Source organism: Paenibacillus paeoniae (assembly GCF_003388735.1).
In the GTDB taxonomy this organism is placed as follows: Bacteria; Bacillota; Bacilli; order Paenibacillales; family Paenibacillaceae; genus Pristimantibacillus; species Pristimantibacillus paeoniae.
In genome coordinates this window covers 15,867-39,202 of sequence record NZ_QUBQ01000006.1, presented here as the reverse complement: position 1 = coordinate 39,202, position 23,336 = coordinate 15,867, and the positions used below count along the sequence as shown (strand labels likewise).

The window sequence follows — 23,336 nt, the reverse complement described above, 5'->3', positions numbered from 1 at the left end:
TTGGCCTTTTTCTATGGTACAATGAAAGGAAAATAGGTCCCATTTGAGTGGAAGACAATATAGTGATTAATATCGGAGGACGGACATGAACACAACACCAGACGAAATTGCAAGATGGATGTTTAATGAAATGAAGAATACGGGCGTGCTATATCAAGCTGCGGCTGTTGAGCATATTCGAGGTCAGTACGGTGATTCATTTATCTATGTGAACGATAAGGGACATGTGTCGATTGACAAGGAGGTCAAGAAGGCGTTCAAAAAGCTGCATGGCGGCAAAGCGGCCTGGGACCGTGACGCGTTCTTCTGGGGATGGACTTCTGCGATTAAGGAAGGCTGACGCTAGCAGGCTGCAGCGCTTCTTCGGATACATCGGATAAGGTGGGAGCGGCCAGTTGCTTGCCGCTTCTTTTGCTTTTCAGCAGACGATGCAGGCTGAGCATATGAGCTTTCTCCAAGTTCATCATAATGCCGAAAGCGCTTGTATAAAGCGTCAAGCTAATGATGTTCATATTGCCGGATAGAATGAAGTTAATATGCATGAACATGCAGATGAGGACGGATGGCAAGATCCAGATGCCAAGGATGAGTAAAACGCCGATAATGACTTGAACAGCGGGAATGATGTAGTTGAAGGGCAATACTTCGTTTAGGCAGAAATGCTCGATGAAGGCTTTGTAGAACTCCGGAACATTAGGTTTTAATAGAGCGGCATGGAAGTAATCGGTCAGGAACTCTCCCGGATACTGATACCAGGATGCTTCTCCGGCTTTTCCCGTAATCTTGGTTAGGCCCGCCATTAGCCATCCTAATCCAAACAGGACTCTCATGAGCGTCACGAGCAGTTGGTAAGAGGACGACCATTGCCAAGTTCTATTCTGTTTTTTGCGAATCACTTGAATTCCCCCCTAATCAAATTTTTCGACGGCAGTTGCGATTAACATGCGGAATGGTGAAGCGAGTTGCGAGGTTTAGCGAAGGTCGTCGTTAGCTCTCTCTATTTACTACTACATTCTACAAAAATATCCAAACCTTGTATTTGGGCCGATTAGTATGTTTTTTGCGCAATAAGTAGGACTTTAGATCGTTTTTGGCGTATTAATCATAAAAATCGATATGCGGCTTGTCCTCTCGGTAGTAGTTCAGCCGGTCTTGGAGCGTGCCGGTATGAAATTCGAATTTATGCCCGTCCGGGTCAGTGAAGTAGATCGACTTTTTGTCTTTTTCGTCACGCGGACGTCCGGATAGGATAGTTACATTTAACGATTGCAGTTTTTCATAGGTTGAGTCGAACTCGTTTTCGTCAATAGAAAAGGCAATATGGGTATAAGACGCGTGGATTTCTTTGCGCGGAATGTCCTTTTCGACATTGAGAGCAAGCCACATCCCATTCAAGTCGAGATAGGCTATGCTGCGTCCTTTCATTAGGAGTTTGGCCTCGAGTACATTGCTATAGAAGTCAATCGAACGATCCAAATCAGAGACAGAAAATAATAGATGGTTAAGTCCTTTGACAGGCATTTCATCACCCCGGATCGATAGAATGGGCATTAGCTTGGAAATTGTAGTTGATTTTCTGAGGTATGTCTAGCACACTTTGGGTAGAACGCCAGACGGAGGTTAGCGATGATGATTCCGAAGGATATACTGGAGAACCAAGGCCTATCCACAGAAGCATTGCTGACGTTTTATCGTAAAATCGAAAGTCTGAACCTAGCTGTGAACGGCTTCATGCTCTTGCAAAACGGGAAAGTAACGGCTGAGTTTTGGCGAGAACACTATCGGAAGGATTGCGAGCAGGTCTTATTTTCATTAAGCAAGAGTTTTACCTCTATAGCCATTGGCATCGCCTGGGATGAGGGATACCTCGGCTTGGACGATCAGGTAGTAACCTACTTTCCAGATAAGCGGCCTGATGCTGTATCGCCGTATTTGGAGCAGATGACGATTCATCATCTGCTATCCATGAACACAGGACATCATGCCAATATTTATGAGGCGGTCGTGAAGCAACAGGATTGGGTGAAAGCTTTTCTTTCGCTTGAGGTGGAGCATGAGCCGGGGGGCTATTATCAATACAGTACGCCGGCTACGTATATGCTCTCTGCTATTTTGCAGCGTGCAACGGGCGAGGGGCTGGTCGACTTCCTGATGCCGAGATTGTTCGAGCCGCTTGGCATTCCAAGACCTTCTTGGGAGACCTGTCCGCTTGGCATTGCGGCAGGCGGCATGGGACTTAGCTTGTCCGCAGAAAGCGTCGCTAATTTTGGATTGATGCTGCTGCATAAGGGATCGTTCGAAGGACGAAGAATCGTGTCGGAGCGGTATGTCGAACTAGCGGCGGCCGAGCATAGCGACAACCGCAAGGAAGGGGCCCCTATTGACGCTGCTCAAGGGTACGGCTATCAATTTCATAGATGTCGGCGCGGATCCTACAGAGGCGACGGGGCGTTTGGCCAGCTTTGCTTCGTCTCACCTCAGCATAATATAGTTATTGTGGCGAATTGCAGCTTTTCTTCGATGAGGCCGCTTCACACCTTGCTGGACCTTATCTATGAACAAATCATCGACCAGCTAGACGTCAACCCTCCTCTGACAATAATAGAGGGAGCAGCGCTGAATCTTCGGTTTAAAAGACAGTTTGCTGATTTGTCTTCTGGTGCTTCGAATACCCTTCTTGATTGGAGGAAGCTGAACAGGAGCTACAAGATGGCAGATAACCCGGATGGCGTGGAGAAGATAATAGTCAATCTGGATGATGATGAGCTTGAGCTTGGACTCTTGTACAGGGATGGCTGGAAACAATCGCTGCCTTTCCAGTTCAGCAAGCCGGTAGAGGCTAAGGCCGTCTTCTGGAAGGATCTTTCTTTGCATTTGCAGACGGTGGTTACGTATGCGGCTTGGAGGGATAATGCCACGATGCAGCTCTTTTTGTACTACATTGAAACTCCTTATGTGGTGGACTATACATTCAGACTGGATGAAGCGTCTATTGATGTTCAATTCGATATCAATGTCTCTATGCGTCTAAGCAGCTATCGGATGTCGGGAAGCTTGGAGGCAGGCTGATATGTTTTGCATCGCATCTTGCGCGAGAGGGTAGTGAAAGAATGGTTGGATTAGCATTTGCCCTTGTGCTTAGTTCCGGCTTTGTTCATTCCATCTGGAATTTGTATACGAAGAAGAGTATGAACAAGATTGTGTTTCTATGGCTCTGTCAAATCATTTCGGTTATCGTTCTGATGCCTTGGACGATTATCGAATGGGATGCCTCCCACTTTACAGGCACAGCTCTGCTTCTGATGCTGGCTTCCGTTGCTCTGCACGGAATGTATATCACTTTGCTTGCCGCTACTTATACGGTAGGGGACTTGTCGCAAGTGTATCCCATAATGAGAGGAACGAGCCCGCTGCTGGTGCCGCTTATGGCAGTCCTATTTTTGAATGAATCGCTTAGTCCCATGGGATGGCTCGGGGTGGTCATTATTGTGGCGGGCATTTTGTTTTTAAGTGAGTTTAAACTGAAGCGGGTGCAGGGAACATCGGCGAGGGCTCCGTTGCTCGCCTTGGCTGTCGGACTTTGTATAGCCGGTTACATCGTAGTGGATAAGATGGCCTTGGATTATTTCCCTGTAATCATCGTTCTCCAGGCCACCAATATCGGCAATATGCTGGTGCTGACATGGGCTTCACTTCGATCCCATGCAATCGGACAGGAGCTGAGAGTCAATTGGAAGACGATTCTGCTTGGAGGGGTGCTTGCACCCGGTGGTTATCTGTTGTTTCTAAACGCGGTGTCGTTGGCACCGGTGGCACAGCTTGCTCCTATGCGAGAGATCGGAACGGTATTCGGAACGCTGTTGGGCATATTTATATTACGTGAGCAGCAAGGACGGAGGAGGATATTTACCTCTATTCTTATTACGGCGGGGATTATCATCCTTGGCCTTTGGGGATAGACGTCCTCTATGCTGCAATATTTTCGGGCAAATAGGGTATAAGGGTAAGAAGCATACTTTTATTGCAAGCAGGATTGGAGGTGGCTTGGCCATTGATTATGAATCTTAACGATTCGGAGTTGGACTTACTTGTCCAGACTGCGATTAAGGAAGGGAATCGGACGAAAGTCCAGGCCGTTGCAGAAGAGCTTCAGCCATACGACATGGCGGCCGTATATGGCCGCCTGCCGGAGAAGTATCGTGCCGGATTCGTTATCTATATGACGATCGAGCAGCTCACAGCGATGGTCGGCGAGATGGTGCAGGGACAGCAGGTTGAAGTGTTTGCACTGCTTGGCGTGGAGCGGACGGCAGAGCTGATGGACCGGATGGACAATGATGACCTGGCTGTACTGCTCGGTGGCTTGTCCGAGGAGCGGAAGAAGTCGTTCCTGGACTACATGAAGAAGGAAGAAGTTATCGCGGTCCAGCATTTGATGGCTTATGCGCCGGAGACGGCGGGTAGGATCATGACGAATCGGTATGTTTGGATACCGAGCCATTATAATGTTCGCGATACAGTCGATAAGCTAAAGGATTTTGCTGAGATTGCGGAGTCTATCAATTATCTCTACGTTGTGGATGAGAAGAAAAAGCTGATCGGCGTCGTTTCATACCGCGATTTGATCATGGCGGAGATCGGAGATCAGATTACGGATATTATGTATGAGCGAGTTATTGCTGTTCCGGTAGATATGGACCAGGAGGAAGTAGCCCGCCAGATCGAGCGGTACAACTTTCTTGCCATTCCCGTCGTGGAAGAGAATGGCGTGCTTGTCGGTATCGTCACGGTCGATGATATTATCGACGTCGTGATCCGGGAGGCATCGGAGGATATTGCGAAGATGTCCGCATCGGGCAAGTCAATTGACTTCGACACGAAGGCTCACGTGGCGGCATACCGAAGGCTGCCTTGGCTAATTCTTCTATTGCTGATCGGCATCCTATCAGGGACGATTATTAGCCGGTTTGAGGAGACGCTCGATAAGGTAGTGGCGCTAGCTTTCTTCATGCCGATGATAGCGGGGATGACGGGGAATACGGGAACGCAGTCGCTGGCGGTTGTCGTTCGCGGCTTGACGACAAAGGAAGTAACCAGCGGAGTCGTCCGTAGGCTGGTGAGGCGGGAGCTGATGGTCGGGCTGATGATCGGTGGCATCTGTGGCGTACTGATCTCGATCATTGCGTACGTCTGGCAAGGCAGTCCCATCTTAGGCCTTGTCGTGGGGGGTTCGCTTGTGATGACGCTTATTATAGGTACACTGGCGGGCACCGTCATTCCGTTGATACTGTATAAGTTGAAGGTCGACCCTGCTGTAGCGTCAGGTCCGCTCATTACTACGCTAAACGATATTCTGTCCTTGCTGATCTACTTTGGAATCGCGACAGCGTTCCTGGAGTATTTGATATAGCGAGAGCTAGTAAGATGGCATCACCTTAACGATGCATAACTTCTGAACGTTCATATTGAGAAAAAAGAGACTCCGAATCACGCAGCGTGGTTTGGAGTCTCTTTCTCATATCGGTATGCCAGCCATTCATTACATTCTCTGCCGGGCTGTGCGCAGAATAGCTTTGCATTGTGTCTCTATCTGGCCCATGAGCTCGGTGGCATGCGCGGTGTAACGACTCTTCACAGCTGACTCTGGCATGGAACGGAGGTTAATCTCCACGGTTATCAAGGCGGAGCGTGCTGCCGCTTCGAACAGGATAGCGCCGATACCAAGATCAGAGATGATATGTTTGTTGGCAGAGTCGGCAATAGCGGCAGTACTGGTTATACCGTCCCGGCATAACCTCATAAGCCGAAGCGGAACCTCAATGGCATGGAGGGTGGCGGACTCCAGAGCAATCTTGCGCGAAGCCTTCTCGTCCTCCGACAATTTTGGCAATTTTAATGCTGACATATATCCGTTGAACGATTCTATGTCGGCATGAAGCAGCTCCTCTGATGTTCTGGATATGCGTTGCATTTCGGTTAGCGTCTCCTGAATTTGCGCTTTATAGGCAGCGAACTTCTCGCCCTTAGACAAATTGCCGGCCATTGATGTCATGGAAGCTCCGAGCGCTGCAACTACCGCGGCAACACTGCCGCCGCCGGGAGTAGGATCGGAGCCTCCTGCCTGATGCAGGAACCGGCGGATGGAATCATCCCAGGATACATGGCTCATAGCTGCTCCTCCTTGTCTTGTTGGATACGAACAGCTTTCATCAGGTTTTGGAACAGGTTGGCCGTAGTCAATGTACCTACACCGCCTGGCACCGGGGATACGGCAGCGACATAGGCGTCCAGATCGGCGGCGCCATCTCCGGTAATAAGGCCGTCCTCGGTTTCATTGATGCCGGCGTCCACCACAATCAGCTTGTCATGGACCATAGCCGGGGTGACCCAGTTCGGCCTGCCAACGGCCAGAAAAGCAATATCAGCATGACTTAAATGAGAAGCGATATCTGGCGTGTGGGAGTGACAGACGGTGACAGTAGCCTGCTCCCGTTGAAGCAGGTGGAAGAGAGGGAGGCCGACCGTCTTGCCTCTGCCGATCAATGTAACGTTTTTGCCTTCCAAAGCGAAGTTGTAGTGCTTCAACAAATAGATGCAGGCTTGAGGAGTCGCGGGATACAGGCCTGCTTCTCCCGTCATCGTCGCCAGTTTGTTTTGCGGCGTCACGCCGTCGATATCTTTGCATGGATGAATCTCTCGCTCGATTCTTCTTGTCGAGATATGCTGAGGTAGTGGGAGCTCCAGCATGATGCCATGTACGGTTTTGTCTTCGTTCAGCTGGCGGATGAGTGCCAAGATTTCGACTTCTTCTACGTCAGCCTTGAAAGCATGAAGGTGAAAGGATACGTCAAGCCGCTCGGCAATTCTCCGCTTTGCTTCTGCATAATAGGCCGAAGCGGGATCCCCCTCGACAATAATCGTGGCCAAATGGGGCTTAATGCCCTTCATGCCAAGCGCACTTACCTCAGCTATAATCTCCGTGTAGACGCGATCCGCTGCTTCCTTTGCTTTCATCAACAATCCCATCTTTACATCCTCCTCAGCGAGAAATTTTCGAATAAAACGAAAAAAAGCATCCGCATCAGCTCATGATGAGCCGGCTGCAGATACTTTTCCCAGGCGAACGGATCGTTTCCGATCGTATGCTTCCTCGTGGTTCATTCCACTCTCTTCGCCAGTCGCATACGACGTTAATTTTATATCACCTATTATGTCTGCAATCGAATTTAAGGTCAAGATGATTGCCAAAAACAGTTGTGCAATTCATCTGATTTACCCCTTCCGTAAGCAGGCTGAATAAAGCTTAACAAAAAATATTCATTACAATTTATTCCTTATAAAGAAGCCGAAAACGTTAAATAAAGCACTTACATTCACGAAAAGTATAAAAAACTAACTCAACGTGTGTCTCTTTTCGGAGTTATAAGGCATTACTATCGAAAGCTCTAGGTTGACACGGTTATTAAAGTGCATTACTATTTTGCCATTACATTAATACTATGTGGTTACTATGGATTTATATATGTCAAATAACCTCATCATTCATCGAAAAATAACGGAATACATAGAAATTTGTTTTATAAAAGTTGAACCAAAGGTCCGTAACAAGCGTTCTATTGATATCGCCAAATCTCTATGGCTTGCCGCTCGGTGTAATGAAAGGAGATTATCATGACTACTAGAATCCAACTGATGAACGGTCAAAATGAAATCTATAACGAAGCGGGCTTGCAATTAATTGGCAGCAATGGGTCTAACCAAATCGGGCTGTCGCCTAAGGAGCTGCTGGAATCGGCGCTGGGACTATGTGTCTCGCTCTCTCTTCAGCAGACGCTGGAGACGGATGGAATAGAGTACGAGCGGTTCCCACTAAGCGTAGAAGTGACGGCAAGCAAGACCGACCGAGAGCTTAATGCCTTTACGAGTTTTACGGTGCTGGTGACGCTCCCTCCCATCATCGAGCCGGATTATAAGCAAAAGCTGATCACGATTGTCGAACAAACTTGTGTCATCAGCAATTCACTGAAAAGCGAAGCTACCATAGAAACGGTCGAATACCATCTCTCCTAAGGGTTAAGGATCTACCTGCATGATCATCTCAGCGGCAAAGCATGAATAAGAGCAGGCTGTCGCTTGCATAGTAAAGGAATATCTACTATAATCAGCATTACTTTACGTTATGAAGGGGTTTGTAGCTATGCGTATCTCCAAGCTGAATCAACTTCATCATCACAAGCAGCGTTAGCACGCCTGAATGGATCAGGGCGGGCTAGCGCATTTCGCGTTGGCCTCCCTGCGAGATATGGAGCGCGCAGGACCAAGAGGTCCTGCGCGTTTTTTGTTTTTTTACACCTCAATTAAAAAGGAGCTGAAACTTATGCAAAACGTAAAAGGTACCTATGATTTTATCGGACCTGCTCAGGCGCTTAGGAAGAAAGTACAGGATATACTCACGGAAGTATTCGAGCTGTATGACTTCAAGGGGATGGAGACGGCGGTGCTCAATGAATTGGATTTACTGGCCTCCAAATATGCGGGAGGGGACGAAATTCTGAATGAAATGTACAGGTTGACCGACCAGGGCAGCCGCAGTCTGGGTCTTCGCTACGATCTGACTATTCCGTTCGCGAAAACCATTGCGCTCAATCCGGGCCTAGAGATGCCATACAAGCGTTATGAGATCGGCAAAGTATTTCGTGACGGACCAGTCAAGCGGGGACGCCTCAGGGAATTCTTGCAATGCGATGTCGATATGGTCGGCATAGCCGGTCCCGAAGCTGAGGCTGAGTTGATGCTACTGGCTGTCGATGCTTTTGGAAGATTGGACATTCCCGTCGAACTTCGCTGGAATAACCAGCGCTTTCTAAGTGACGTGCTTGCAGCAATGGGGGTACCGGCCAACGATCTGTCCTCCGTTATGCTGACGCTTGATAAGCTCGCCAAAATCGGATTGGAAGGGGTGGAGAGAGAGCTGGCACAAAAGGGGATCGGTGATGGCGTCAAACAAGCGATTCTGGCTTTTGCATCAGGAGAGAAACTCACTTGGGATGCTGTTGCATCCCGGTACAATATTACGAATTCGCAAGGCACGCAGGAGGTTGCGGAACTGGATAGGTTGATTCGAGAGCTAGGCTTGGAGCAACGCTGCATCTTCGACCCATTCCTATCCCGAGGGCTGTCCTTCTATACCGGTACGGTGTATGAGCTATATGATGCGAGCGGTGTGTATCCATCGAGCCTTGGCGCTGGAGGACGCTATGACGCCATTATCGGAAAGCTAATCGGTAGGGAGGAGATAGCGTACAAGGCGGTAGGTCTTTCATTTGGCATGGAAGCAATCCTGGAGATGATCCGGGATCGGCCGCTTATACTGCCGGCAGCCCAAGCAGTAGTAGTACCTATCGGGGAAGAGGGCAAAGTCGGAGCCTTGAGGGCAGCGGCGGAGCTAAGACGTGCCGGTATTCGGACAGCCTTGGAATCAAGCGGTCGGAGGTTGAAGAAAGCGCTGGCTGCAGCCTCGGGCAAGGGTATTCGCTACGTGGTTATCATCGGCGGCGACGAAGCAGCCAAAGGTCAAGTACGATTAAAGGATATGAGTCTATCGACGGAGGTTCTGCTTTCCTTGCGGGAGGCCTCTGCTGCGATTCTGGCTCAGCCAACTTCCTGATGATTCGACTATTGGTTTGACAGTCCTCTCGTGAGACCGCCTTACCTGTGATATGATCGTGAAAAGACAGGTGAGAAGAGGGGGATTTATGTTGGTGCCTTTGAAGTTGCCGAGAGAGCAAAAGCTGCAGCTTGTATCCGGTCTGCAGCAATATGTTTATGATGAACTGTCCGTGGAGATGGGTCAGCTGGCCGGAGAAAACCTGCTCGATTATATGTTGAAGGAGCTGACTCCTTATATTTATAATCAAGCGATGGCAGATGCGAGGCATGTCATTGAACAGCGAATGACCTCTATTGAGGAAGAACTGTACGCGCTCGAAAGACAGGTTCCGCCTGCGAAATAACAAGCAGTAATATATAGGTCTAATCGTAATTTTGATAGCTGCTGTTCTCGAGAAGAAGAACAAGTGGCCTTGTACTTGGAAAGCTAGATCAGGAGGGTATCTGATGACGCTAGAAGAACAAAAATAGTATTGGCTGTCGGAGGAGCAGCAGGTTTTTGAAGGATGGGATTTCTCTTATGTTGCCGATCGAATATCGGAGCAGAAGCTGCCCTGGAGCTATAAAGAAATTGTACAGTCCCATATGAATGATTCGGATGTAATTCTCGATATGGGTACGGGAGGCGGCGAATTTCTCTTATCGCTGTCTCCGCCGGCAGGCCGGACATTCGCTACAGAAGCTTATCCGCCTAATGTGGCCATATGTCAGCAGAAGCTTCCGGCATATGGCATTGATATCAGGCAAGTGTACGACGATGAGAAACTGCCGTATGAAGACCGTTTTTTCGATCTCGTCATGAATCGTCATGAATCGTATAGTCCGGGGGAGGTCTATCGCATATTAAAGCCGGGCGGCCTGTTTATTACGCAGCAAGTAGGCGGTCAGAACAACAGGGAGATGTCTCGTTATCTGCTTGGGGATGGGGCGATCGCTGTAGACTCCAAGTTCGATCTGGAGGGTAGCGTGAGCGAGCTTGTTTCAACAGGGTTTGCAATCTGCGAGAGCGCGGAGTTTTTCCCGGAGCAGCGATTTTACGATGTAGGGGCTTTTGTCTATTTTGCAAAAATATTGGAGTGGGAGTTTTCCGGGTTTTCGGTTGAAAAATGTTATAATGAACTATGTTTGCTCCAAGCAAAGATCGAGACGGACGGTTCCTTCACGAGCAAGGAGCATCGATTCTTTATTATGGCTCGCAAGTAAGCGAAGGCGCTGGGACAACTGAGTTCAGGATATGCTATGATACGGTGCAGACAGCAGAGTTCGCTAGTTATGGATGATTCATTCACGTTGGGGAGACGCCTGTTTTTCCGGCGTATAGTTGTTGCTAGGAGGATTTTGGGATATGTCATATGATGTTATATTTTTTGATGCGGATGATACGTTGTACGATTACGGGCAATCGGAGGCTCACGCGCTGACCGAAGCGTTCAGGGAAGCGAAGCTTGAGGTATCTGAACAGCTGACAGGCAGTTACAGAACGATTAATCAGCAGCTGTGGCAAGAATATGAGAAGGGCTTGATGGACATGGCTTCTCTGCGCAGCGAGAGATTTGCAAGGATGATTGCCGAAAACGGATTGTCCGTTGCATGGACAGCGGAGGAATTTAGTGATGTGTATTTACGGTATTTGGGAGAGGGCTCATTTCTGTTAGATGGCGCCGTGGAGATATGCCGAGAGCTTCTGGCGGGAGGGCATCGACTGGCGGTGATTACGAACGGAATCAAGGATGTTCAGCTAAGCCGGATTGGTCGTTCGGAGCTTGCGGACGCATTCGAGCATATTATTGTATCGGAGGATGCCGGTATCCACAAGCCGAACCCTGGCATATTTGATTTTGCTTTTGCCAAGCTGAACTTGACGGGCAGCCGCAATGCGCTGATCGTCGGCGATTCACTCAGCTCGGATATGCAAGGAGGCATCAATGCAGGTATCGATACATGCTGGTATAATCCGCTTAAAAAGCCGAATTTGACTGACGTGAAGCCAACGTATGAAATTCAACATTTGAGAGAACTGGCGGAGATTGTTGGACTAGACTAATGTCCAGTTTTCATGACAGCTTTTTACAGGCATGATCTATAGAGAGGAAGAGTTCGCATGCAGCTTATCCAACCCATCAAAGTTCAGCAGCTAATAGACAAACTTAAGGACCAAGAGTTGTATGTTCATATCGAGCAGACAACGGGGGCTTATGCCGCCCACATGGACAGTTCGAAGCATCCTGCCTCCTCATTCCTGACCAACGCAAGGATTCGCTATAGCCATGGTGCGATATCTGGCAACGGGCCCTATCGGGTCGGACTTAAGATGACGCACGGCTGGGTCTATTCCGAAGGGCTGACGCACTACGAAGATATGGAGACCGAGCGTCTGATTCTGGCCGGACATGACAGCCAAGGGAAGTTAATCGTAGCCCTGCAGCTAAGCCCGAAGCCCTTCTAAGCGAGAGGAGATGGAACATATGATGGAACAACGCATACTTGTAGTACTGCCGCATCCAGATGATGAAGCATTCGGCTTGTCTGGTACGCTGGCTATGCATATTCATAACGGCGCTCAGGTGACCTATGCTTGCCTGACATTAGGCGAGATGGGTAGAAATATGGGTATTCCGCCATTTGCGACGCGTGTGACGCTGCCTGCCATCCGGAAGATGGAGCTGGAATCGTCCTGCCAAGCGATTGGCATTCAAGATTTAAGATTGCTTGGATTTCACGACAAAATGATAGAATTTGAAGACCAGAATGTGTTGGATACACGTATCGGCGAGTTGTTGAAGGAGCTCAATCCTTCTCTTGTAGTGACGTTCTATCCAGGTTATAGCGTACATCCGGATCATGATGCGTGCGGTGCGGCAGTCATACGAACAGTGGGCAAGCTGCCTGCGAGCGAGAGACCTGTCGTTCATTGCCTGGCATTCTCCCGAGATCATGAGCAAGCGATCGGGAAGCCGGATGTTCATTATGACGTAAGAGCGTTTTTGAAGCAGAAAGTAGCTTCCATCGAATCGCACCGTTCCCAGTTCCAAGCGGCAGAGCTGCTTGGGAAAAATGAGCTGTCGCAGCAAGAACTGGAGGCTCGGTTCGGAACGGAGCGCTTTTGGACCTACCGATATCCATCATAGATCTGCCGGGGAGGAATTCCATGTTGACAAGGGACGGAATAAAAAAGCTGTTTGTTCATCCGTTATGGATGCTGCTAGCCATCCCGACTTTAGGTTACATTTACGTTCTCATTAACAGAGAGCCGCAAGCAGTTTGGATGCTATATACGGATTTGGACGATTTGATTCCATTTATAAAAGCTTTCATTATTCCATATGCTATATGGATGCCCTTCTTGTATCTGACGCTTATTTTCTTCTTTTTCAAAGATCGTGCGACCTATTACCGGACGCTTCTTGCTTATGTCATCAGTGTTCTGACGTGCTATGTCATCTACACGATCTTCCAGACGACAGTTCCGAGAGCGGAGCTGGTAGGCGATGATTTGCTAAGCCGATTAGTGATGTTCGTCTATACGAATGACGCTCCCTTCAATTGTTTCCCAAGCATTCATTGCTTGTCCAGTTATCTGTTGTTCAGGGCAGCAAGTCAATCGAAGGCGATCGGTCGCGGTACGACAATCGGGATAGGGATCATCTCGTGGTCCATTATTTTATCTACAGTATTCGTCAAGCAGCATGTGGTTATGGATGTATTCGCTGGTGTGATGCTAGGTCATTTTATATTTACACTGGCCGGGCGATTGTTGAAATCCCGCAGCGGAGTGCCTCTCCATGAAGGGCAGCGTTCCTATCTATCCCCATGATTTTTATCACTTTTCAATGGAGGATGGAGCAAATCATGATACATCTTTACGTAAATAAAGGACCCTGCATACGCGAGGGTCTTTTTGTTTGTTTATAGGATAGATGAACACACTGGCGATGTATTTTAAAATAAGGAGTGGAAAATTTGTTTTAAATGATTTGGTTGGTAGGGTTGATGCTCCTCATCCATTACAATTGACCTAAGAAACGAAAAGAAAGCGGACGGCTCAAGAGGTGGAAGAGGATGAACAGAAACTTAGCGGCAAGGGTTGCAGAAGAAACACTGGCTATACTAGAGGAAGGTCAGTACCGGAATGCACGTAATGAGACTGTAGATATCGGCGCAGCGTTAACTCATGCCATTGATGGTGCGGTGCTATATCCAACAGCAGAAACGGACAACCTGTTGTCCACACTGACACGCGAGCTTTCAGGCGCTCGATTTGATACTGGAGGCTGGGGTTTGAGTTGTACGGTTCGATTGACAAGGCCGGAGAATACATGCATGATGAAAAAAAGTCTTAATTGCAAGGAAGGAGCGAAATAGAGGATGAACTTGACGATAGATGCAAGCGGCCATTCGAAGGTCGCTATCCTGTCAGGCGACGGCGTCGTAATCGGAGATGTGCAGGATGCGCTCGATGCCATTATGAATGCCCATTATTTGGACTGTGATAAGCTGATGATCCGGAAGGAACTGATTCACGAGGATTTTTTTGAGCTGAAAACGGGTCTTGCAGGTGAAATATTACAGAAGTGCACCAATTACCGCACCAAGCTGGCTGTAGTTGGCGATTTTAGCGGTTATAACAGTAAGAGCTTGAATGACTTTATCTATGAATGCAACCACGGTCAAAACTTCTTCTTCAAGGCTACAGAGGAAGAGGCGTTAAAGGCGCTGCATGGCGTTGCATAACGATGAGTAGAAGGGGATTCCGAATGTGACGGAGTCCCCTTCTGATGTTTTGCACTCTTTATTGCGCAATAGCCTCTGTCGGATCTGAAGGAGGAAGCGGATTGCGCTTTACTTTAACCTCCTGAAACGTAATTTTGTTGGACAGAATATAGTCGGGCGTCTTCCGGCCCGAATGCGATTCGCGGAATGCTTCGCTGCGCGTCCAGTTCTGGAAGTCTTCCCTGGATCTCCAACGGGTTACGACGGATACTTCATCGTATTCCTTTACGTTTTGCGTGAAAAGCACCTCCAGTCCCAGGAACCCCTCCATGCCCTCCACTTTGCCGATCCGATCGAATCTTTCAATGAGCTTCTCTCCATCGCCTTTCGTAATGTGGGACGTATTCGTTACAATGATCATGCTCTCTTCCTTCTCTTGAATGATAGGTACAATAATCGGGTATTGATCTGCAAAGCTTACTTTGGCGTGAATGTGAAACACATCCCGCATAAATCCTGGCGTCAGCAGCTCCTTCGGATCGCCGGAGGCGAATAATTCGCCCCCCTGCATCGCGATAAGATGGTGGCAGAAGGCAGCTGACTGCTGCAGGTCATGGAGTACCATCACAATGGTTATGCTATGTTCCCTGTTCAGCTTGGCAAGCATACGGAGCAGCTCCAACTGATGGACGATATCCAGATAAGTGGTCGGCTCGTCGAGTAATAAAATGCCGGTTTTTTGGGCGAGTGCCATAGCGATGCGCGCTTTTTGCTGCTCGCCGCCGGACAAGGTATAGAAGGGACGTTGCTCGTAACTGCAAATTCGCATGCTGCCCAGCGCCCAATCGATCATGGCGTTATCTTCCGGAGTCAGACGATGACGGAATGCATGCTGATGCGGAGAACGTCCGTATGCAACCAACTCACGTACAGTCAAGTCGGATGGTGCTGCATGATATGAATCAAGCCATTCGATATAGCGATCGCATTATAGTGATGAAGGAAGGACGGATTGTGGGGGAAGGCGCGCCGGAATCCGTTATGACAGAAGAGATGATTATGGCAACCTATCAGGTGAAGGTAGCTGTGAAGTCGGATGAACAGTCGGGGCTATATATGGTGCCGGTTGGCATCTAGACGAATTGGCAAGCAGAAGGGCAGTCACGATTTCCAAACGGAAAGCGGAACTGCCCTTTTGCATGTCCTTATATTTTGAATTTATCCAGTTGACCCTGCAATTGCTCGGACATCAGGGACAACATTCTGGCGGACGAAGACACCTCTTCCATAGAGGCGAGCTGCTCCTCTGTGGCGGCAGATACTTCTTGAGCGCCGCGAACGGTAGACTCAGATGCAGTCGTTACAGCCTTCATCGCGCCGACGATCTGCTCTGCTCCGGCAGCCACTTGTTGAATGGAAGACGAAACTTCTTGGATTTGACCATTCACAGCATGGACAGAGTGCTGAATGGATTCGAATGCCGTACCTGCGGAACGAACGGCATTCAGTCCGGAGGCGACCTCTTGAGAGGCAGTGCCCATCTTCTGCACAGCTTGATTCGTCTCCACTTGAATAGAAGCGATCAATTCCGAGATTTGCCCGGCCGAATGAGACGACTCCTCTGCCAGCTTGCGTATTTCGCTGGCTATGACGAGGAAGCCCTTCCCGTTCTCCCCTGCTCGCGCTGCTTCAATACCAGCGTTCAGCGACAGAATATTCGTCTGCTTGGCCATATCTGTAATGGCGTTCAGAATATGTCCAATTTGGGTGGAGCGCTCGCCTAGTCCGTCGATTTGTACAGATAAGCCGGATACCGCCTCGTAGATGGAGCCCATTTGGCGAGTGGCGGTATGGATCGCATGACTGCCTTCCTCCGCGCGGTCGTGGGCTTCGAAAGCGGAATGCGAGACATGCTGTGTCTTGGCGGAAATATGCAGTACGCCAGCCGACATGTCGTGGATCGTCCGAGAGGCTTCCTCCAAATGGGTGAATCCATCATTCGCATCCGATGCCACCTGCTGCATTGTGCCTGCAATTTGTCCCGAAGCAGCGGAGGCTTGCTCGCTAGTTGCCGACAGCTGCTGCGCAGATGCCGCTACCTGCTCTGCACTGCTGTGGACATGCTTGATCAGGCTGCGAAGCTGCTCCGACATCTCATTGAAAGAACGGGCCAAATCGCCCACCTCATCCCGGTTGCGAATGATCATTTTCTCAGAAGTGAGATCGCCTGCCGCAATTTGCTTTGCCGCCGATGCAATGGAGATGACGGGCCTCGAGATGATGCGTCCGACAGCCCAGGAGACGATAAGGCCGATCATAACGGCAGCAATGCCGAGCAGCAGCACCAATTGCTTGATGGCTTGTACTTCGTTATGTACTTCCTCTTTGCTTTCATCAAGCAAGTTTTGTTGATAGGCGATTAAGGTGTCGGCCTTTTGGTCGAATTTCTTCAGAATCTCCTGCCCTTGCGTCGACGTAATCTCCAGATACTGCTTCGTATCGCCGGATACCTTCAGTTTGATAGATTTATTCGAAGTGAAGTAGTATTCGCTCTCCAGTTGATCAAGCTCTTGCAGCATAGCGGCAGCTTCAGGATGCACAATGATTGCTTCCAGACCGCGGCTTAGCGCCTTATAGTCGTTATGAGCGTCGGTGAAGCCTTGCAGCGATTCCGGATCGCCAAGCAGCAAATATCCGCGAAGTGCGGCTTGCTCCTTTTTGACTTCAACATTCAACTCTTGAATGAGCATGAGTTTGTGGGCTTTATCTTCGATGATGGACGTATAATGTCGGTCTACTTGTGTGATCTGGAAGTAACCGATGGCAACCGTAGCCATCAGTACAACAAGTACGGCAGTAAATCCCGCAAAAAGCTTGCGGTTGATCGTGAATCGAAATGCTGGTTCTTTCGGTTGCTTCATAGGCGAAAATGGCCCCTGTCTAATGGAATAAATTGATTTTTCTACTATATTACATGTTGTTGGCTAATTCAATAGTTAAACTATAAGCTTATAGAGAATTCCTATAGATCAGCCTTCATAGTTAGATAGGGTATAATCTGTATCATTTCGCTGGAATAGAAGGCAGCGGGTTTGCGCGACGAGCCTATTTTGCTGGCAGATGATGAACGGGGCAATTTAGATAGGCTAGAACTCGGGTTTTAATAGCCACTTGAAACAGAGATTGGAACGGGAATTGCTCCTGTGGTACAGTACGAATAACATGTAGGGCAATACATAGGAAGAAACCTATGTCCAACCTACATAATTAAGGAAAAAACGAACATCGGAGCGATGAAGCATGATCGAGAAACTGAATCACCGGGAACCGATTACGGCAAAAGCCATGCTGGCTGTCCAACTGCCCGCCTACCGCATCGAGGCGGATATTATCGGGTTCGATGATATTCCGCCCCTTCGCGATACGGCAGAGACGATAATGGCAAGCGAAGAAACCTTTGTAGGTTATTGGCTGGAGGAAGAGCTGGCCGGATTTATATCGTATGAGCTTGATGAGCATCAGCTCGGCATTTGCCGGATGGTTGTCCATCCCCAATATTTCCGCAGAGGCATTGCGAAAGGGCTCTTGTCTTATGTGCTGACGGGGGCGGGAGAGCAGAAGCGGATAACGGTTAGTACAGGGGCGAAAAATGAGCCTGCGAAGGCGTTGTATCGGAGCTTTCGCTTTACCGACGCGGGAGAAATCGAGGTTGCGCCTGAGGTATCGCTCGCTCTATTCGAGCTGCCCGCCATTCGACAATAGAGCGGAAGATTGACGAAAAAATAGAGAGATTGTAGGGTTTGGCAGAAAGTATTTTCAAGGGAATCGAAATGTGTTATTTTAAAAGCAGGTTTCGAAACCCTATTTTTTTGTCCCAAAAGTTTAAGCGCTTAAACTTATGAGACGAGGTTAGCCAACATCCTATATCAAGGAGGCGTTGCAGTTTGTTTACTTCATCGTTAATCGGTTCACCGAGATTGAAGTCCCTGTTTCTTCTGCTTCTGTGTTTGGCTATGGTTGCATCGATTGGTTTCGTTCCGAAGGGAAAAGAAGGTACGGTCCACGCCGCTGGCGAGTTGATGCCGTTCCCGCAGCAAGTCAGTTATTCCGGCATTATAAAACCTAACCATGTGACGCAGGCGGCGATGAATACAGCCGTGGCGGCATACTATGATTATTGGAAAGGCAAGTATCTGAAAAACAATCTGGCGTCGCTTCCAGGCGGTTATTATGTGAGGGGCGAGATAACAGGCAGCGCCGAAGGTTTCGTGCCGCTGGGCACGTCGGAGGGGCAAGGCTACGGCATGGTCATTACGGCGCTGATGGCGGGACATGATCCCAATGCGCAAACGATATTCAATGGTCTGTTCAAAACTGCACGCGCTTACAAAAGCTCGGGCAACTCCAATCTGATGGGCTGGGTAGTCGCGGATCACATCAACGCTCAGGGGCATTTTGGCTCGGCGACGGACGGAGATCTGGACATTGCGTACTCCCTTCTGCTTGCCCACAAGCAATGGGGCTCTGGCGGTACGGTCAATTATTTGGCTGAAGCCCAGAATATGATTACTAATGGCATCAAAGCCAGCTACGTGACGACTAATAATCGTCTGAACCTGGGCGACTGGGATTCCAAGAGCTCGCTGGCCACGCGTCCATCTGACTGGATGCTCTCCCATCTTCGCGCTTTCTATGAGTTCACAGGCGATCAGACGTGGAATAACGTCATTAACAATTTGTATAATGTCTACACGCAAGTAAGCAACAACTACGCCTCATCGACAGGATTAATCTCCGATTTTGTCGTCAACAATCCTCCTCAACCCGCACCTGAATGGTACTTGAACGAATTCCAGCAAACAAATGCTTACTATTACAATGCAGCGCGCGTGCCGCTGCGCATCGTGATGGATTATGCGATGTACGGCGATACGCGAGGCAAGACGATTGCAGATAAAATCGCGGTCTGGATTAAAGGGAAAGCAAGCAACAGTCCGGCCAATATTAGGGACGGCTATCAGTTGAACGGTACAACGATCGGCGGCTACGCGACCGCTGTATTCGTATCGCCATTCATCGCGGCAAGCACGACAAGCACGAGCCATCAGGCTTGGGTTAATGCGGGCTGGGATTGGATGAAGAACAAGCAAGAGAACTATTACAGCGATTCCTACAACCTGATGACCATGCTGTTCATTACGGGCAATTGGTGGAAGCCGATCGCAACTGCGACCGATACGCAGGCGCCTACAGTTCCAGGGGGCTTGACGGCTGCAGCGACTTCCAGCAGCAGTATTAACTTGACTTGGAACGCTTCGACTGACAATGTCGGAGTGACGGGCTACCGCATCTATCGCGGCGGCAATCAGATCGGCACAGCGACAGGATTGTCCTATTCCGATTCCGGACTGTCCTCGAATACGAGTTACAGTTATACGGTGAGGGCGGTCGACGCTGCGGGCAATTTGTCCGGCAATAGCAATACGGCGACGGCAACCACCTTATCAGGAACTAACCCGCCTACAGGGACGAATCTGGCACTGAATAAAGCGGCAACGGCGAGCTCGGTTGAGGGAACCGGCTTTGAGGCATCCAGAGCGTTCGATGGCAGCAATACCACCAGATGGGCTAGTGCTGCTGGCGCTGACCCTCAATGGATCTATGTAAATCTGGGCTCTTCGCAATCCGTTAACCGCGTGAAGCTGAATTGGGAAGCGGCGTATGCTTCTTCCTACACGATTCAGATGTCCAATGACAGCGGCACGCCAACGAACTGGACGACAGTGTATACGACGACCACAGGCGACGGAGCTATCGACGACGTTACGTTCGCGGCTCGTACGGCGAAATATGTACGTGTGCACGGTACGGTCAGAGGTACGCCATACGGGTACTCGCTTTGGGAATTTGAGGTGTACGGGGGCAGCACTGCCCCCTCTAACCTTGCCCTGAATAAAGCGACGGCGACAAGTTCGGTTGAGATTGCAGGACATGAAGGAGACAAAGCGGTAGACGGCAATGCAGCAACGAGGTGGGCAAGCGCATACGGCGCATCTCCCCAATGGATTTATGTGAATTTAGGTTCCACTCAAAGCATCAATCGGGTAAAGCTGAGCTGGGAAGATGCATACGCTACCGCGTATTCCATTCAAGTATCCAACGACAGCGGCACGCCGACGAACTGGACGACAGTCTACAGCACCACTAGCGGCGACGGCGCAATCGACGATATTACATTTAGCGCGACAAACGCCAGATATGTTCGTGTATATGCAACTACAAGAGCGACAGCATATGGCTACTCCCTATGGGAATTTGAGGTATACGGGGCTTGATCGTTTGAGCTTGAATGCTTCTCCAATTATAGACAAAGACTCGGCTCTGTATGAGGCTCCGGCTTCATGCAGAGCTTTTTTTGAAGAAAATGAGTGCCAAGTTTAGGATATTCATAGTAAGTAAGCGAAATATCACGTATAATGAAGGGTATGACTTGAAAAGACAGACGTCTGTGATGGAGTGATTGTTTGAGCAAAGCAAAAGGTAAAGGCGGAACAGGCAGGGGAACGGACAAGAAAGGCTGGAATCGCTGGCAAGCAAGTACCAGACGCGCCCAGAATACACCTAAGCCTTACAAGAGCAAGGGAACGAAGAGGAAGGAAGGTACTGCTGCTTCTGAAACGAAGAATAGCAGTGGCAACAATTCCGAATCTTAATACAATAATGACGGATACAAACCAAGGAGTGGTCATTTGAGAAAAAACAAACCTATGTCGTTCGATGATTTGCTAATCGAGCTGAAAGAGCAAAAGGCGAATCAAGCAGAACTGGAACAATCGTCACTGGCACATCTGTTCAACGAGTCGTTCATGAGCAAAAATTCCAATTGCAAGAGCATGCAAGAGTTTCTGGATAGAGGAAACTTCCAAGCTTACACGAAGGAAGATATGAACCTCATCCCGGAAGAGCTTCTTAATCGGCATGTAGCCAGAGAAACGCGGTTTTCGGATTGGAAGTCGATGCTTGACGCAGCAATGTCGGAGCAGCCTATCGCGTAGGCAGTGACGGTGAACTCGGAAAAATAAGCAATAGAGAATAGACGCCTGGCTCATGGAGAGTCGGGCGATTTCTTTTTGTTCAGAAATACGGCCAGCAGAGGACCGGCAAGCTATGGTGATAGCGTGGCCGGTCTTCTATTTATGCGCATTATGCGAGGGTGATGAAATCGTCCTGATGTCCTCGAATATGTGCGGCTATGAGATTTAATGTTCCGGGTAATGCTGCAAGCAGTTTATTGTATTCAACCGCGACGATGGCAGACAAGGGCTCATCTTGCTCCAGATCGCCCATTGAAACATCGAAATTCATTAAGCTTCGGGGATGATTCCTTGCTGTCAAACCTGCATCCATAGTCTTTACGATCTCTAGCGTGGATAGGTCATTGAAGTAGCGCAAACTGGCCTGAAGAGCTTCCCATCGCAGCGGATTGGCCATAAAGAAGGCGCTCCACCAATAGAGGTCGGCTTGTGATTCCCGTACGTGGCTATAGTACGTCCAAAAGGCAAATAATGCCTGCTGTCCTTTACTGAATCGGTTGTAGACGAGTTTGACGAAGTTCCCTCCGGTACTCTCCATTTCCTTATAAGCATGGATTAGCGGTGCAAAACATGCGGCTCCCAGAGCCTTGTCATCCATGGCTTCAAATTGTTCCCTTGCTAAGTTGGCAACGATCAATATATCCCCTCCACCAACTATTGTATACAAAGATATCCAGAAGCAGCAACTTCATATTTGAAGAGATCATTGACAAGAATGGAGTTATTGCATATATTTAATTTAATAATTATCTAATTAGATGTTCATTAAAGTGAAAAGGGGGATAACGATCGGTATGCAATTAGATAAAGTGGTCAATTACCACAAGGCATTAGCTGATCCAACGAGGATCAAGCTTCTCATTCTGTTGGCGGAAGGTGAATTGAATGGAGGCGAGCTGGCGGAGAAGCTGTTCGTTACGCCTGCGACTATTACTCATCATGCGACGAAGCTGCGGGAAGCCAGTCTCATTAACGAGAGACGCGACAAGAACACGATTTATTTCAGCTTAAACCATTATTTTATTAAAAGCAGCGCTGCGGCAACGGAGGAGTTGATCTACCGTCGGGCAGAGGGAGGAGTGGAATCGATGGAGGAGAAGAATGAGGCGCTGTGCGCTTCCGTTATTCGCAATTTCTTTACGACAGAAGGGCAACTGAAAAATATCCCCAGCCAACTGAAGAAAAAGCTGATCGTACTGGAGCATATCGTGTCTCGCTTAGAGCAGGGCCGCACATATAGCGAGAAGGAAATAAACGAATTTATTAAGGGATATCACGAGGATTTTGCGACGATTCGGCGTGAATTTATTATGCATCAGTATATGTATCGGGACAAAGAGGTATATGAATTGAACCCGCAGGAGCTATGGGCCCGATGGGAGACGTTATCATGAAGCTGAGAACGTATCAAATCGCAACCAGGCAACGGGATCAAATGGTGGAAGTAACGGACAGCGTACGCGAAGCGATAAGGGAGAGCGAGGTACAGGATGGATATGCGATCGTCTATTGTCCCCATACAACCGCCGGCATTGCGATTAATGAGAATGCTGACCCGGATGTTGTTCGGGATGTGCTGCGCCGGCTCGATGAAATCTACCCGTGGGAGCATCCGAAGGACCGCCATGCTGAAGGGAATACAGCGGCGCATATGAAGGCGATCCAGACGGGAACAAGTCAGATGATACTCATTCAAGATGGCAAGCCGATTCTTGGCACTTGGCAAGGCGTATATTTCTGCGAATTCGATGGGCCGCGCACGCGTCGGTTCTATGTGAAGACGATGAAGGGATAGACTCGGCAGGAAGAGAAGGGCAGCCCAATGATTGATTAAAAACGCACCACTAGCTGTTAGCTGAAATC

Annotated in this window: 27 protein-coding genes, 2 pseudogenes and 1 riboswitch; of the genes and pseudogenes, 22 read left to right on the top strand and 7 right to left on the bottom strand. The window is 49.0% G+C overall.

Features of this window, described 5'->3' with window-relative positions:
• Positions 1-85 precede the first annotated feature (85 nt).
• Entirely contained in the window at positions 86-340 is a 255-nt protein-coding gene (locus DX130_RS22245; RefSeq protein ID WP_116049139.1) for a DUF6953 family protein, read from the top strand.
• Here DX130_RS22245 and DX130_RS22240 read toward each other — a convergent pair.
• Together DX130_RS22240 and fosM are read right to left on the bottom strand one after the other, a co-directional pair.
• Positions 327-896, bottom strand: a complete 570-nt coding sequence (locus DX130_RS22240) for a DoxX family membrane protein (RefSeq protein ID WP_240644653.1) — start codon at positions 894-896, stop codon at positions 327-329. The two genes, DX130_RS22245 and DX130_RS22240, sit on opposite strands and share 14 nt — an antisense overlap.
• A 202-nt stretch (positions 897-1,098) precedes the next feature.
• Entirely contained in the window at positions 1,099-1,521 is a 423-nt protein-coding gene (fosM, locus tag DX130_RS22235; protein WP_116049137.1) for a FosM family fosfomycin resistance protein, read from the bottom strand.
• A 105-nt stretch (positions 1,522-1,626) separates the two neighbouring features.
• Here fosM and DX130_RS22230 point away from each other — a divergent pair, with 105 nt between their 5' ends.
• The 3 genes from DX130_RS22230 to mgtE all read left to right on the top strand — a co-directional run bounded on the left by DX130_RS22230 (position 1,627) and on the right by mgtE (position 5,410).
• On the top strand, positions 1,627-3,069 hold the full coding sequence (locus tag DX130_RS22230; protein ID WP_116049136.1) for a serine hydrolase domain-containing protein: 1,443 nt from the start codon (positions 1,627-1,629) through the stop codon (positions 3,067-3,069).
• A gap of 41 nt (positions 3,070-3,110) precedes the next feature.
• On the top strand, positions 3,111-3,959 hold the full coding sequence (locus DX130_RS22225) for a DMT family transporter (RefSeq protein WP_116049134.1): 849 nt from the start codon (positions 3,111-3,113) through the stop codon (positions 3,957-3,959).
• A gap of 92 nt (positions 3,960-4,051) precedes the next feature.
• Complete coding sequence (gene mgtE / locus DX130_RS22220; RefSeq protein WP_116049132.1) at positions 4,052-5,410, top strand: magnesium transporter; 1,359 nt, start codon at positions 4,052-4,054, stop codon at positions 5,408-5,410.
• Positions 5,411-5,539: 129 nt separating this feature from the next.
• Here mgtE and DX130_RS22215 read toward each other — a convergent pair whose 3' ends face one another.
• Complete coding sequence (locus DX130_RS22215; RefSeq protein ID WP_116049131.1) at positions 5,540-6,169, bottom strand: cyclodeaminase/cyclohydrolase family protein; 630 nt, start codon at positions 6,167-6,169, stop codon at positions 5,540-5,542.
• The gene (locus DX130_RS22210) at positions 6,166-7,026 is read right to left on the bottom strand and encodes a bifunctional 5,10-methylenetetrahydrofolate dehydrogenase/5,10-methenyltetrahydrofolate cyclohydrolase (protein WP_116049129.1); all 861 of its coding nucleotides are present in this window, start codon (positions 7,024-7,026) and stop codon (positions 6,166-6,168) included. Before DX130_RS22210 ends, DX130_RS22215 begins: the two co-directional genes overlap by 4 nt.
• Positions 7,027-7,106: 80 nt before the next feature.
• Positions 7,107-7,192, bottom strand: a riboswitch (ZMP/ZTP riboswitch).
• A 479-nt stretch (positions 7,193-7,671) separates the two neighbouring features.
• Between DX130_RS22210 and DX130_RS22205 the strand changes: the two genes are divergently transcribed.
• The 10 genes from DX130_RS22205 to DX130_RS22160 all read left to right on the top strand — a co-directional run bounded on the left by DX130_RS22205 (position 7,672) and on the right by DX130_RS22160 (position 14,400).
• Positions 7,672-8,070, top strand: a complete 399-nt coding sequence (locus DX130_RS22205) for an OsmC family protein (RefSeq protein ID WP_116049127.1) — start codon at positions 7,672-7,674, stop codon at positions 8,068-8,070.
• A gap of 307 nt (positions 8,071-8,377) precedes the next feature.
• The gene (locus DX130_RS22200; RefSeq protein WP_116049125.1) at positions 8,378-9,667 is read left to right on the top strand and encodes a histidine--tRNA ligase; all 1,290 of its coding nucleotides are present in this window, start codon (positions 8,378-8,380) and stop codon (positions 9,665-9,667) included.
• Positions 9,668-9,755: 88 nt separating this feature from the next.
• A complete protein-coding gene (locus tag DX130_RS22195; RefSeq protein WP_240644652.1) occupies positions 9,756-10,013 on the top strand; it encodes a DUF2164 domain-containing protein in 258 nt (85 codons plus the stop codon).
• Between the two features lie 241 nt (positions 10,014-10,254).
• Positions 10,255-10,872 (top strand): class I SAM-dependent methyltransferase, encoded by a 618-nt coding sequence (locus DX130_RS22190; RefSeq protein WP_240644651.1) that lies wholly within the window; start codon positions 10,255-10,257, stop codon positions 10,870-10,872.
• A gap of 142 nt (positions 10,873-11,014) precedes the next feature.
• Positions 11,015-11,713, top strand: a complete 699-nt coding sequence (locus DX130_RS22185; RefSeq protein WP_116049122.1) for a YjjG family noncanonical pyrimidine nucleotidase — start codon at positions 11,015-11,017, stop codon at positions 11,711-11,713.
• 57 nt (positions 11,714-11,770) lie between these two features.
• Entirely contained in the window at positions 11,771-12,115 is a 345-nt protein-coding gene (locus DX130_RS22180) for a YojF family protein (RefSeq protein ID WP_116049120.1), read from the top strand.
• 22 nt (positions 12,116-12,137) lie between these two features.
• Positions 12,138-12,797 carry a bacillithiol biosynthesis deacetylase BshB2 gene (bshB2, locus tag DX130_RS22175; protein WP_116049451.1) on the top strand — a complete coding sequence of 220 codons (660 nt, stop codon included), beginning with the start codon at positions 12,138-12,140 and terminating at the stop codon, positions 12,795-12,797.
• Between the two features lie 20 nt (positions 12,798-12,817).
• Positions 12,818-13,483 (top strand): phosphatase PAP2 family protein, encoded by a 666-nt coding sequence (locus DX130_RS22170; RefSeq protein ID WP_116049118.1) that lies wholly within the window; start codon positions 12,818-12,820, stop codon positions 13,481-13,483.
• 245 nt (positions 13,484-13,728) lie between these two features.
• On the top strand, positions 13,729-14,031 hold the full coding sequence (locus DX130_RS22165) for a poly(ADP-ribose) glycohydrolase domain-containing protein (RefSeq protein WP_116049116.1): 303 nt from the start codon (positions 13,729-13,731) through the stop codon (positions 14,029-14,031).
• A 3-nt stretch (positions 14,032-14,034) separates the two neighbouring features.
• A complete protein-coding gene (locus tag DX130_RS22160) occupies positions 14,035-14,400 on the top strand; it encodes a DUF4180 domain-containing protein (RefSeq protein ID WP_116049114.1) in 366 nt (121 codons plus the stop codon).
• A 58-nt stretch (positions 14,401-14,458) separates the two neighbouring features.
• Here DX130_RS22160 and isdG read toward each other — a convergent pair whose 3' ends face one another.
• Positions 14,459-15,316 carry a heme oxygenase gene (gene isdG, locus DX130_RS27280; protein ID WP_165861414.1) on the bottom strand — a complete coding sequence of 286 codons (858 nt, stop codon included), beginning with the start codon at positions 15,314-15,316 and terminating at the stop codon, positions 14,459-14,461.
• A gap of 5 nt (positions 15,317-15,321) precedes the next feature.
• On the opposite strand from isdG, the pseudogene DX130_RS22150 reads away from it, so the two are divergent.
• Positions 15,322-15,516 (top strand): annotated as a pseudogene (locus tag DX130_RS22150) (ABC transporter ATP-binding protein); the annotation flags it as partial.
• Between the two features lie 68 nt (positions 15,517-15,584).
• On the opposite strand, the gene DX130_RS22145 reads toward DX130_RS22150, so the two are convergent.
• Complete coding sequence (locus tag DX130_RS22145; protein WP_116049110.1) at positions 15,585-17,300, bottom strand: methyl-accepting chemotaxis protein; 1,716 nt, start codon at positions 17,298-17,300, stop codon at positions 15,585-15,587.
• Between the two features lie 379 nt (positions 17,301-17,679).
• Here DX130_RS22145 and DX130_RS22140 point away from each other — a divergent pair, with 379 nt between their 5' ends.
• From DX130_RS22140 to DX130_RS22125, 5 genes and pseudogenes are all read left to right on the top strand, one after another.
• Positions 17,680-18,141, top strand: coding sequence for a GNAT family N-acetyltransferase (locus DX130_RS22140; RefSeq protein WP_116049108.1), 462 nt, complete (start codon positions 17,680-17,682; stop codon positions 18,139-18,141).
• 239 nt (positions 18,142-18,380) lie between these two features.
• Positions 18,381-19,622 (top strand): annotated as a pseudogene (locus DX130_RS27095) (family 8 glycosyl hydrolase); the annotation flags it as partial.
• Between the two features lie 21 nt (positions 19,623-19,643).
• Complete coding sequence (locus tag DX130_RS27090; RefSeq protein WP_420818552.1) at positions 19,644-20,714, top strand: discoidin domain-containing protein; 1,071 nt, start codon at positions 19,644-19,646, stop codon at positions 20,712-20,714.
• A gap of 189 nt (positions 20,715-20,903) precedes the next feature.
• Positions 20,904-21,092 (top strand): DUF3934 family protein, encoded by a 189-nt coding sequence (locus DX130_RS22130; protein WP_116049106.1) that lies wholly within the window; start codon positions 20,904-20,906, stop codon positions 21,090-21,092.
• Between the two features lie 36 nt (positions 21,093-21,128).
• Positions 21,129-21,434, top strand: a complete 306-nt coding sequence (locus DX130_RS22125) for a hypothetical protein (RefSeq protein WP_338068656.1) — start codon at positions 21,129-21,131, stop codon at positions 21,432-21,434.
• Between the two features lie 148 nt (positions 21,435-21,582).
• Here the strand turns inward: DX130_RS22125 and DX130_RS22120 are convergent, their stop codons facing one another.
• Positions 21,583-22,110 carry a hypothetical protein gene (locus DX130_RS22120; RefSeq protein ID WP_116049103.1) on the bottom strand — a complete coding sequence of 176 codons (528 nt, stop codon included), beginning with the start codon at positions 22,108-22,110 and terminating at the stop codon, positions 21,583-21,585.
• A gap of 157 nt (positions 22,111-22,267) precedes the next feature.
• Between DX130_RS22120 and DX130_RS22115 the strand changes: the two genes are divergently transcribed.
• Both DX130_RS22115 and DX130_RS22110 read left to right on the top strand, forming a co-directional pair.
• On the top strand, positions 22,268-22,867 hold the full coding sequence (locus DX130_RS22115) for a DUF2087 domain-containing protein (RefSeq protein WP_116049101.1): 600 nt from the start codon (positions 22,268-22,270) through the stop codon (positions 22,865-22,867).
• Positions 22,864-23,268 carry a secondary thiamine-phosphate synthase enzyme YjbQ gene (locus DX130_RS22110; RefSeq protein WP_116049100.1) on the top strand — a complete coding sequence of 135 codons (405 nt, stop codon included), beginning with the start codon at positions 22,864-22,866 and terminating at the stop codon, positions 23,266-23,268. Before DX130_RS22115 ends, DX130_RS22110 begins: the two co-directional genes overlap by 4 nt.
• Positions 23,269-23,336: the final 68 nt, after the last annotated feature.

What these genes read in the sequence shown, in the direction of transcription:
- DX130_RS22245 (WP_116049139.1), top strand. Translation starts at nt 86, where the DNA reads ATGAACACAACACCAGACGAAATTGCAAGATGGATGTTTAATGAAATG.
- fosM (WP_116049137.1), bottom strand. Translation starts at nt 1,521, where the DNA reads ATGCCTGTCAAAGGACTTAACCATCTATTATTTTCTGTCTCTGATTTG.
- DX130_RS22230 (WP_116049136.1), top strand. Translation starts at nt 1,627, where the DNA reads ATGATGATTCCGAAGGATATACTGGAGAACCAAGGCCTATCCACAGAA.
- DX130_RS22225 (WP_116049134.1), top strand. Translation starts at nt 3,111, where the DNA reads ATGGTTGGATTAGCATTTGCCCTTGTGCTTAGTTCCGGCTTTGTTCAT.
- DX130_RS22215 (WP_116049131.1), bottom strand. Translation starts at nt 6,169, where the DNA reads ATGAGCCATGTATCCTGGGATGATTCCATCCGCCGGTTCCTGCATCAG.
- DX130_RS22210 (WP_116049129.1), bottom strand. Translation starts at nt 7,026, where the DNA reads ATGGGATTGTTGATGAAAGCAAAGGAAGCAGCGGATCGCGTCTACACG.
- DX130_RS22205 (WP_116049127.1), top strand. Translation starts at nt 7,672, where the DNA reads ATGACTACTAGAATCCAACTGATGAACGGTCAAAATGAAATCTATAAC.
- DX130_RS22200 (WP_116049125.1), top strand. Translation starts at nt 8,378, where the DNA reads ATGCAAAACGTAAAAGGTACCTATGATTTTATCGGACCTGCTCAGGCG.
- DX130_RS22195 (WP_240644652.1), top strand. Translation starts at nt 9,756, where the DNA reads ATGTTGGTGCCTTTGAAGTTGCCGAGAGAGCAAAAGCTGCAGCTTGTA.
- DX130_RS22190 (WP_240644651.1), top strand. Translation starts at nt 10,255, where the DNA reads ATGAATGATTCGGATGTAATTCTCGATATGGGTACGGGAGGCGGCGAA.
- DX130_RS22185 (WP_116049122.1), top strand. Translation starts at nt 11,015, where the DNA reads ATGTCATATGATGTTATATTTTTTGATGCGGATGATACGTTGTACGAT.
- DX130_RS22180 (WP_116049120.1), top strand. Translation starts at nt 11,771, where the DNA reads ATGCAGCTTATCCAACCCATCAAAGTTCAGCAGCTAATAGACAAACTT.
- bshB2 (WP_116049451.1), top strand. Translation starts at nt 12,138, where the DNA reads ATGGAACAACGCATACTTGTAGTACTGCCGCATCCAGATGATGAAGCA.
- DX130_RS22170 (WP_116049118.1), top strand. Translation starts at nt 12,818, where the DNA reads ATGTTGACAAGGGACGGAATAAAAAAGCTGTTTGTTCATCCGTTATGG.
- DX130_RS22165 (WP_116049116.1), top strand. Translation starts at nt 13,729, where the DNA reads ATGAACAGAAACTTAGCGGCAAGGGTTGCAGAAGAAACACTGGCTATA.
- DX130_RS22160 (WP_116049114.1), top strand. Translation starts at nt 14,035, where the DNA reads ATGAACTTGACGATAGATGCAAGCGGCCATTCGAAGGTCGCTATCCTG.
- DX130_RS22145 (WP_116049110.1), bottom strand. Translation starts at nt 17,300, where the DNA reads ATGAAGCAACCGAAAGAACCAGCATTTCGATTCACGATCAACCGCAAG.
- DX130_RS22140 (WP_116049108.1), top strand. Translation starts at nt 17,680, where the DNA reads ATGATCGAGAAACTGAATCACCGGGAACCGATTACGGCAAAAGCCATG.
- DX130_RS22115 (WP_116049101.1), top strand. Translation starts at nt 22,268, where the DNA reads ATGCAATTAGATAAAGTGGTCAATTACCACAAGGCATTAGCTGATCCA.
- DX130_RS22110 (WP_116049100.1), top strand. Translation starts at nt 22,864, where the DNA reads ATGAAGCTGAGAACGTATCAAATCGCAACCAGGCAACGGGATCAAATG.